The sequence below is a fragment of the Okeania sp. SIO2F4 genome, from assembly GCF_010672385.1.
Classification (GTDB): Bacteria; Cyanobacteriota; Cyanobacteriia; order Cyanobacteriales; family Microcoleaceae; genus Trichodesmium.
The window spans coordinates 1-8,473 of sequence record NZ_JAAHGT010000392.1 but is presented as its reverse complement, the minus strand read 5'-3'; the positions used below and the strand labels follow the sequence as shown (position 1 = coordinate 8,473).

The 8,473-nt window shown below is 35.4% G+C and carries 7 protein-coding genes and 1 pseudogene; 6 read left to right on the top strand and 2 right to left on the bottom strand.

Annotated features, from left to right (window positions below; translation table 11 throughout):
* Nucleotides 1-962 precede the first annotated feature (962 nt).
* Nucleotides 963-1,112 carry a hypothetical protein gene (locus F6K22_RS22630; RefSeq protein WP_293103003.1) on the bottom strand — a complete coding sequence of 50 codons (150 nt, stop codon included), beginning with the start codon at nucleotides 1,110-1,112 and terminating at the stop codon, nucleotides 963-965.
* Nucleotides 1,113-2,144: 1,032 nt separating this feature from the next.
* On the opposite strand from F6K22_RS22630, the gene dnaK reads away from it, so the two are divergent.
* Entirely contained in the window at nucleotides 2,145-4,061 is a 1,917-nt protein-coding gene (gene dnaK / locus F6K22_RS22625) for a molecular chaperone DnaK (protein ID WP_293103000.1), read from the top strand.
* A gap of 329 nt (nucleotides 4,062-4,390) precedes the next feature.
* Here dnaK and F6K22_RS22620 read toward each other — a convergent pair whose 3' ends face one another.
* Nucleotides 4,391-4,522 carry a hypothetical protein gene (locus F6K22_RS22620; RefSeq protein WP_293102997.1) on the bottom strand — a complete coding sequence of 44 codons (132 nt, stop codon included), beginning with the start codon at nucleotides 4,520-4,522 and terminating at the stop codon, nucleotides 4,391-4,393.
* 661 nt (nucleotides 4,523-5,183) lie between these two features.
* On the opposite strand from F6K22_RS22620, the gene F6K22_RS22615 reads away from it, so the two are divergent.
* The 5 genes and pseudogenes from F6K22_RS22615 (at nucleotide 5,184) to F6K22_RS22595 (ending at nucleotide 7,723) form a co-directional block, all read left to right on the top strand.
* A complete protein-coding gene (locus F6K22_RS22615; RefSeq protein WP_293102995.1) occupies nucleotides 5,184-5,690 on the top strand; it encodes a DUF4112 domain-containing protein in 507 nt (168 codons plus the stop codon).
* A 10-nt stretch (nucleotides 5,691-5,700) separates the two neighbouring features.
* Nucleotides 5,701-6,708, top strand: a pseudogene (locus tag F6K22_RS22610) (ParA family protein).
* Nucleotides 6,709-6,745: 37 nt separating this feature from the next.
* Nucleotides 6,746-6,946: a hypothetical protein gene (locus F6K22_RS22605; protein WP_293102992.1), complete on the top strand. Its 201-nt coding sequence runs from the start codon at nucleotides 6,746-6,748 to the stop codon at nucleotides 6,944-6,946.
* 185 nt (nucleotides 6,947-7,131) lie between these two features.
* Nucleotides 7,132-7,338, top strand: a complete 207-nt coding sequence (locus F6K22_RS22600; protein WP_293102990.1) for a hypothetical protein — start codon at nucleotides 7,132-7,134, stop codon at nucleotides 7,336-7,338.
* Complete coding sequence (locus F6K22_RS22595) at nucleotides 7,322-7,723, top strand: hypothetical protein (protein WP_293102987.1); 402 nt, start codon at nucleotides 7,322-7,324, stop codon at nucleotides 7,721-7,723. The genes F6K22_RS22600 and F6K22_RS22595 overlap by 17 nt, the downstream gene beginning before the upstream one ends.
* Nucleotides 7,724-8,473 lie beyond the last annotated feature (750 nt).

Below are 8,473 nucleotides of genomic sequence, written 5' to 3'. Positions count from 1 at the left end.
GTTTATTTTATCAATAACTGATACTAAGTCCGATTTATCAAACCTAAATACTAAACTTCAAAACCTAGTATCAAAAATCATATAGCAATCCTATTTAAGTTGTAATATTTTGGTGCTAGGGGCTTGGTGGCCAGGAAGCCCGTACAGGAGTCAGGAAGACCGAGTCATAACATTTTGAAAAAAGAATGTTACGAATAATAAGCACCATAAAAAAACTTTAGATGAGATGAAAGTATATTTGACGAAAAAAATGATTTAAAACATAAAAAATTGTATTAAATCTATTCATTCTGACTCCTGAATTATGAATTATGAATTGCAATAAATACCCTAACTATTTGTAGCAAAGATTTATAAAATTGGTATCAGGTAGGGGAGCCGTCGGTAGGGCGACGTACAGAATTTTCAAGGTTTTCAGTTCAAATTAACTATTATAAAAATTGTCACAACCAATGCGCGGATTGCTATATGAGAAAAGTAGTAGTAGCAATCTATATAATTTGAGTCTCAAACCAGATGGAAAATTGAATAATTTAACGCCATAATTAAGGAATTAACAGGTCTATAATTTTGCCAATGTCTTTGGGATAAATTCAAAAAAATCATATCGCTTGTGCGATGTTAGTGTGGAATTTTTTCAAAATATTTGCTGTAAAAATAGGAAAAAATATTTATCAAGTTAAGCATGAATTGTGATCGGATTATCTGGTCTCAGAATTGAAATATCCTTCAATTAAAATGAAGCTTATTCAACTTGAATAACTGAAGTTTTTTGAATGAATAGTCAAGCGATTGCTGAGGCAAAGCTCCGCTAACGCACAAAACTACAGTGAAGATCCCCAAAATTATTATGCACTATATATTATAGTGTCTTTGCGTAAGTCGTAAGTCCTGTTTGAGAAAGGTAGTTTCAGTTAGCCTCCTGAGTCGTAACTTCGTTTTTCATGTCGCAGAGCGAAACATTACATCCGGCTCAACCCGGAAGCTTGAAATCCGGAATTTTCTTTCTCTTGGTCTATTGGATATGGCGCACTTCCGAGCCACTCTGCATTCAGAGGGAAACCCGCTCTTGACAGAGTCGCTGCCTCTTGCAGAGGATCTCCGCTTTTCATGTCGCGTAGCGAAACGCCATCCCATCCTACTCCAAGCTCCGCAATTCAAGTCGGCGAAGCCGTTTTGCTTCGCACAACGCGCGTTAACGCACAGCGACATGAAAAACGTAGTTGTGCGCTTGCCTTACGACCGCTTTTTCTCCCCTTTCAAGAAGAGAATTGAGACCTTATTTCTCGGTCAATGAAGATGATTTATATAGTATAAATACCAGGCGACTTACTAATTTTCATACTACTTTTATTTTAATTTTACAAGTTGATGTACCGAATATCAGATCAAAGATACTTATCATCTTTCCCTATTCCCTTATTTCATCAGTAACCAATCTAAACCAGATTTAGTATCAAAAAGCGATCTGTTTTTATCAAGTATCAGTTTTAATCATCCTCTAATACAAATTTGATAAATTTTTGTTAACTATAGTAATAGTATAGGTAAGGCAGAACGAAGAGAGAAAGAAGAAAGAAGAAAGAAGAAAGAAGAAAAAAAGGGGGAAAGATATAAATAGATAGCTTATACCATAATAAGCTGTTTAGTATTTAAACCGTATATCCAATTTTTCTCAAAAGCAACAGGGAATATAAAACCTAAATCATTCCTAGCTTATTAGCTCCTTTTAAGCATAAATTTCCAGCTTTCCGTTTTGTCGTCTTCTTTTTTTAAATTGCTATAACTATCCAAAAAGCGATCGCTAGACGGCAAACACAACACTTAACTTACGGTTTGCCACAATGACACCAATTGCTTCTTACCCCTAAATTAGAAAGGGTAAAGAGACAAAAGTATATAAAGTCCCTCAAAGCCTAACATTCCATAATGTTCGGTAAATACGCCTTCATGGAATCCTCTAACTAACCGCAGTATAGATAAGTATAGATATAAGTAACTTAATCTTAAGACTGTATTTTAACTGGACTTACCCTAGACTCAAACTAAACTATTGAGCTTAAATATTAGTCCTTAAGTTAATCAAAAAAATCGAGTTGACAAATAAGCAAAAATTTTGTATTTTTTAGGAGCAAAAAACTGTTATGGCAAAAGTAGTCGGAATTGACTTAGGTACAACAAACTCCTGCGTTGCTGTTATGGAAGGTGGTAAACCTACAGTCATAGCTAATGCGGAAGGCTTCCGTACAACTCCTTCCGTAGTTGCTTATGGCAAAAAAGAAGAACAACTTGTGGGTCAAATCGCCAAGCGTCAAGCGGTGATGAACACCCAAAATACCTTCTACTCAGTAAAACGGTTTATCGGGCGTAGATTTGATGAAGTAACCCACGAAACTACCGAAGTTTCCTATAAAGTTCTCAACATTAACGGTAATGTTAAATTAGATTGCCCAGCATTAGGAAAACAATTTGCCTCTGAGGAAATTTCAGCCCAAGTCCTGCGTAAACTGGTTGATGATGCTAGTAAGTATCTTGGCGAACAAGTAACGCAAGCCGTAATTACCGTACCTGCTTACTTTAACGACTCCCAAAGACAAGCAACCAAAGACGCTGGTAAAATTGCTGGAGTAGAAGTGCTGCGGATTATCAACGAACCAACTGCAGCTTCTCTAGCTTATGGATTAGATAAAAAAAGTAACGAAACTATTTTAGTATTTGACCTTGGTGGTGGTACATTCGACGTTTCCATCCTAGAAGTAGGTGACGGTGTATTTGAAGTATTAGCTACTTCTGGTGATACCCACCTTGGTGGTGACGATTTTGATAAGAAAATTGTTGATTATCTAGCTGGTGAATTTCAAAAAGCAGAAGGTATCGACCTCCGTAAAGATAAACAAGCTCTACAACGTTTAACAGAAGCAGCAGAAAAAGCAAAGATTGAACTTTCTAGCGTTACCCAGGCAGAAATTAACCTACCATTTATTACTGCTACCCAAGATGGACCTAAGCACTTAGATATAACTCTTACTAGAGCTGAGTTTGAAGGTCTATGTTCCGATCTAATAGATCGCTGTCGGATTCCTGTAGAAAATGCTATCCGGGATGCCAAGTTAGATAAAAAAGCCATTGACGAAGTAGTATTAGTTGGTGGTTCCACTCGAATTCCAGCAGTTCAAGAGGTAGTCAAGAAAGTCTTAGGTAAAGACCCCAACCAAAGTGTTAACCCTGATGAGGTGGTAGCTGTTGGAGCTGCTATCCAAGCAGGTGTATTAGCAGGCGAAGTTAAAGATATTCTCTTGTTAGACGTTACTCCCCTATCTCTGGGTGTGGAAACTCTCGGTGGCGTAATGACAAAAATTATTCCGCGCAACACTACTATTCCTACCAAGAAATCAGAAGTATTCTCAACTGCTGTAGATGGTCAGACAAATGTAGAAATTCATGTACTGCAAGGTGAGCGGGAAATGTCTACTGATAACAAGAGTCTAGGAACTTTCCGCTTAGATGGTATCCCCGCAGCACCTCGCGGTGTACCTCAAATTGAAGTTACTTTCGATATTGATGCTAATGGTATTCTGAATGTAACTGCAAAGGATAAAGGTACTGGTAAGGAACAATCTATTAGTATTACAGGTGCTTCTACTCTGCCAGATACAGAAGTTGATCGGATGGTTAAAGAAGCAGAAGCAAATGCTGCTGCAGATAAAGAGCGTCGCGAGAAAATTGACCGCAAAAACCAAGCTGATTCTCTAGCATATCAAGCTGAGAAGCAAATTCAGGAGTTAGGAGATAAGGTTCCTGAAGCTGATAAGACTAAGATTGAAGGCTTGATTAAAGACTTGCGCGATGCTGTCGCTCAAGAAGACGATGAGAAGATTACATCTCTGAGTACTGAGTTACAACAAGCTCTCTACACTGTTAGTAGCAATATCTATCAACAAGGGGATGGCGCACCTGGTGATGGTGCTGCACCAAATGGTGATGCTGGTGCTTCCTCCTCTTCCTCAAGTGCTGGTGGTGGAGATGATGTAATTGATGCTGATTTTACTGAAGCAAAGTAGTCTATGACTCTTATGGCAGTTTTGACTTAGGTAGACCAGAGTAGGGATGTTCCATGGAACCTCCCTACAAAGTTTTACAGCGCTTTCAGATTGCTGAAGCACGTTGAAATTTCCTGACTAAGAAACAATCAAAATATTGAGGAATTTTTCTTAGGAGCAATATCAGCAATAATTTCATTCTATGAAGCACTAGACTGACTGTTGAGCGCTCGAATCTTTCTATCTATAAACCTCCCGACAAAATTATCAACCGCTTCATTATCTAAAGCTCCTAAAAAATCTTGGGGATTTTCGGTTCCATCGTTGCCAAAATTGTGATATCATAAAACTTAACTGGGGTTACTCGCCCATATACATGATTTTTTATTCAACCAAGATTGATAATTAAGGGGCGATCGCAATATTGAGGAAATTTCCCCTCGAACAATATCAGAAAAAAAATCATTCTGTGAAGCATCCATAGCTTTTTCCCGCTTGAGTCTTTCTCTCTATAACCTCCCGACAAAATTATCAACCGCTTCATTATCTAAAGCTCCTAAAAAAATCTTGGGGATTTTCGGTTCCATCGTTGCCAAAATTGTGATATTATAAAACTTAACTGGAGTTACTCGCCCATATACATGATTTTTTATTCAACCAAGATTAATAATTAAGGGGCGATCGCAATATTGAGGAAATTTTCCCCCCGAACAATATCAGAAAAAATTTTCATTCTGTGAAGCACCCATAGCTTTTTCCCGCTTGAGTCTTTCTCTCTATAACCTCCCGACAAAATTATCAACCGCTTCATTATCTAAAGCTCCTAAAAAATCTTGGGGATTTTCGGTTCCATCGTTGCCAAAATTGTGATATTATAAAACTTAAGTGGAGTTACTCGCCCATATACATGATTTTTTATTCAACACAAGATAGTATGGTTTCTCAGCAATAGAACTCCGTTCCGCTTTGCTACGCAGATGAAAGGCGTTTAGCTGCACTACATGAAAGGCGGAGGGAGCCTAGTAGCAGCCATAACACTCAGGTTGTAGAAAGGAAAATCAATCTATAAAGATACTAAATAACTTCTATAAAAGAATGGCTGAATGCTTACAATAACTGATAACTAATAACTAATAACTGATAATGGCAAAACCTTCTCCGACTCCAACTCATCAATCAAAAGTAGCTAAGGTTAGACAACTGCGACAAATTAGCGACTTACTTGATAATGCTATTCGTGTTCCTGGTACATCATTAGGTGTTGGTCTTGATCCAGTGCTAGGATTAATTCCTGGTGGTGGTGATGTTTTGGGAGGACTAATTTCTGTTTATATAGTATTCTCTGCGGCAACTATGGGATTACCCAAAGAGACTCTAACACGAATGGCTACTAATATAGTTTTTGACTCACTAGCTGGTATTGTACCTGTTTTTGGGGATTTGTTTGATGTTGCATGGAAAGCAAATTCTAAAAATATGGATCTATTGGAGAATCATTTAGAATCTCCTCAAGTTAGTAAAAAAGCAGATAGCTGGTTTATTTTTCTACTTTTAGGCGGCTTAATTTTATTTGTAATTGCTATTGCTACTTTAGGTTTTTTTATTATTAGTTTTTTAGTCAAAATAATACAGTTTATTATATCTGGTTAGGTGGATAAAAATGGCTATAAAAATTGCACTTTTTAATCATAAAGGTGGTGTAAGTAAAAGAACCACAACATTTAATTTGGGTTGGATGTTAGCATCTAAAGGAAAAAGAGTAATTCTGGTAGATACAGACCCTCAATGCAATTTAACAGGTATGGTTTTGGGGTTTTCTCGTAAACAAGAATTAGAATAAATTTACAGTAAAAACCAAGATATTAAATCTGCTTTAGCACCTGCGTTTGAGTCTCAACCTAGATTAGTAGAGGGAGTTGAATGTATTAAAAATGAACAACAAGATGGTTTATTTCTTTTACCAGGTCATGTGGGATTAGCTGAATATGAAGTAACTCTGGGAATAGCTCAAGAATTAAGTGGTTCTATTCAAACTCTTCAAAACCTTCCCGGTTCAATTTCCTATCTATTTGAAAAGACAGCAGAAAAATTTTCTGCCGACTATATTTTAATTGATATGAGTCCTAGCTTAAGTTCAATCAATCAGAACTTACTGATGACTAGCAATTTTTTTATTGTGCCTACTGTTCCTGACTTTTTTTCTATAATGGCAATTGATTCACTGGCAAGAATAATACCAAGATGGCATAGTTGGGCAAAAAAAGCTAGTGAATTACAAGTTTTGCAAGACGCTAGTTATCCTTTTCCAAAAGTAACACCTCTTTTTCTAGGAACAATTATCCAAAACTATCGAATCAGATATCAAAAACCTTCTGCTAGCTTTCAGGAATGGATAGATAAAACTCAAAAAGCTGTTTCAGATGTATTAGTTCCATCATTAGGAAAAGAAAATATGTTATTACCGAATGAAGTTTACTATTCTCAAAATATTAATGATTATTGTCTGACTACAATGTCTGATTTTAATAGTCTTATTGCCATCTCCCAGAACTGTCAAACACCTGTTTTTGCATTGACAAAAGAGCAAATTCAACAAGAAGGTAAACACTATGGAAAAGTTTTAGAAAGTACCTTAAAATCACAAAATACTTTTAAAGATACTTTTTAAACTTTAGCCGATACAATCATTAATTTAACTTCAAATAATGTCTGATTTTAACAGTATCATTGCCATATCCCAGAACTGTCAAACACCTGTTTTTGCATTGACAAAAGAGCAAATTCAACAAGAAGATAAACACTATGGAAAAGTTTTAGAAAGTACCTTAAAATCACAAAATACTTTTAAAGATACTTTTTCAAATTTAGCCGATACAATCATTAATTTAACTTCAAATAATGTCTGATTTTAACAGTATTATTGCCATCTCCCAGAACTGTCAAACACCTGTTTTTGCATTGACAAAAGAGCAAATTCAACAAGAAGGTAAACACTATAGACCACTTTTATAAACTACCTTAAAAGCACAAAATACTTTTAAAGATGCTTTTTCAAATTTAGCCGATAGAATCATTAATTTAACTTCAAATAATGTCTGATTTTAACAGTATTATTGCCATCTCCCAGAACTGTCAAACACCTGTTTTTGCATTGACAAAAGAGCAAATTCAACAAGAAGATAAACACTATGGAAAAGTTTTAGAAAGTACCTTAAAATCACAAAATACTTTTAAAGATACTTTTTCAAATTTAGCCACTCGAATCATTAATTTCACTTCAAATGCAGTCTGTGCTTGACCAATTCCACATTAGTATTAATCGTGTTAGAGATTTGATAGCTCTTCATAACTCTGTTAGAGCTAAATCTACTTCTGTTCTCGATCTTTCAGATATGTTGAGAGCTGCTTTAGTTCTAGCTGTAAGTGCCTTAGACTATTATATACATGAAGTTGTGAGATTAGGAATGCTAGAAATACATCGAGGTTTACGTATTGAACCCCCTGCATTTTCTCGTTTTCAAATTTCTTTAGGTACTGCAAGAGAAGGGTTGAAAAATCCTCCTGACTTTGAATTTTATTTAGAAGATGAAATTCGACAGCGACATAGTTATAAAAGTTTTCAACAACCAGATAGTATAGCAGATGCAATTAGGCTAATTTCATATAAAAAATTGTGGTTATAATTTGCAAGTATTATGGGTAGAAAAAATAATGATATTAAGCAAGAATTTAAAATTATTATTGACCATAAAATTATGTTTCAAAACTCCCCTTGAAAGGGAATAAAAAAAAATAAAATTCAGTATTTGAAGCATCCCTATTTCATTGAGGTACTGATAACTGATAACTGATAACTGATAACTGAAATGGCCCTCGAAATAAGATTGCTCACGAAGCAGACATAGATCCAACTTTAAGTTTAGGTAATAGATGGGAAATTGACGAAATTATCGTTAGTGGTGAAGTTGATTTTATCGAAAAGGTTGTTAATAGTATTCATTCAATTCTTTAATAAGAGAAAGTTACAAAGGTTTCAATAATTAATAATTAATAATTAACAATTAACAATTAACAATTAATAATTACCTCTTCTGTAATAGAAGGATTGCCTAAAAGGATTTTTTTTCTTCTCTTGGTTGATTGGAGGCCAGCGAGGAGACCTCGCCATCCCTCAACCGCTTTTTTCTCCATGAATGGAGAAGCTTTATACCTTAATTTTTCGGTAATAAAATGCTTAGAGTTAAAATCAGGAAATAAATATTCTTTACTTCCCTAGGGGGATTTTAGAAAAAAATAGGTTAAAAATAAGCTCAAAACCTTATACAGTAGTGTTTTCACCTTAAATCAACTGTTTTCTTGATATATCTAGGTTTTCCTACGGAATGCTACGCAAACAGCCATTTTTAGCACTGTGAGGTATTTCCCTTGCTAAT

What these genes read in the sequence shown, in the direction of transcription:
- F6K22_RS22630 (WP_293103003.1), bottom strand. Translation starts at nt 1,112, where the DNA reads ATGAAAAGCGGAGATCCTCTGCAAGAGGCAGCGACTCTGTCAAGAGCG.
- dnaK (WP_293103000.1), top strand. Translation starts at nt 2,145, where the DNA reads ATGGCAAAAGTAGTCGGAATTGACTTAGGTACAACAAACTCCTGCGTT.
- F6K22_RS22620 (WP_293102997.1), bottom strand. Translation starts at nt 4,522, where the DNA reads ATGGATGCTTCACAGAATGATTTTTTTTCTGATATTGTTCGAGGGGAA.
- F6K22_RS22615 (WP_293102995.1), top strand. Translation starts at nt 5,184, where the DNA reads ATGGCAAAACCTTCTCCGACTCCAACTCATCAATCAAAAGTAGCTAAG.
- F6K22_RS22605 (WP_293102992.1), top strand. Translation starts at nt 6,746, where the DNA reads ATGTCTGATTTTAACAGTATCATTGCCATATCCCAGAACTGTCAAACA.
- F6K22_RS22600 (WP_293102990.1), top strand. Translation starts at nt 7,132, where the DNA reads ATGTCTGATTTTAACAGTATTATTGCCATCTCCCAGAACTGTCAAACA.
- F6K22_RS22595 (WP_293102987.1), top strand. Translation starts at nt 7,322, where the DNA reads ATGCAGTCTGTGCTTGACCAATTCCACATTAGTATTAATCGTGTTAGA.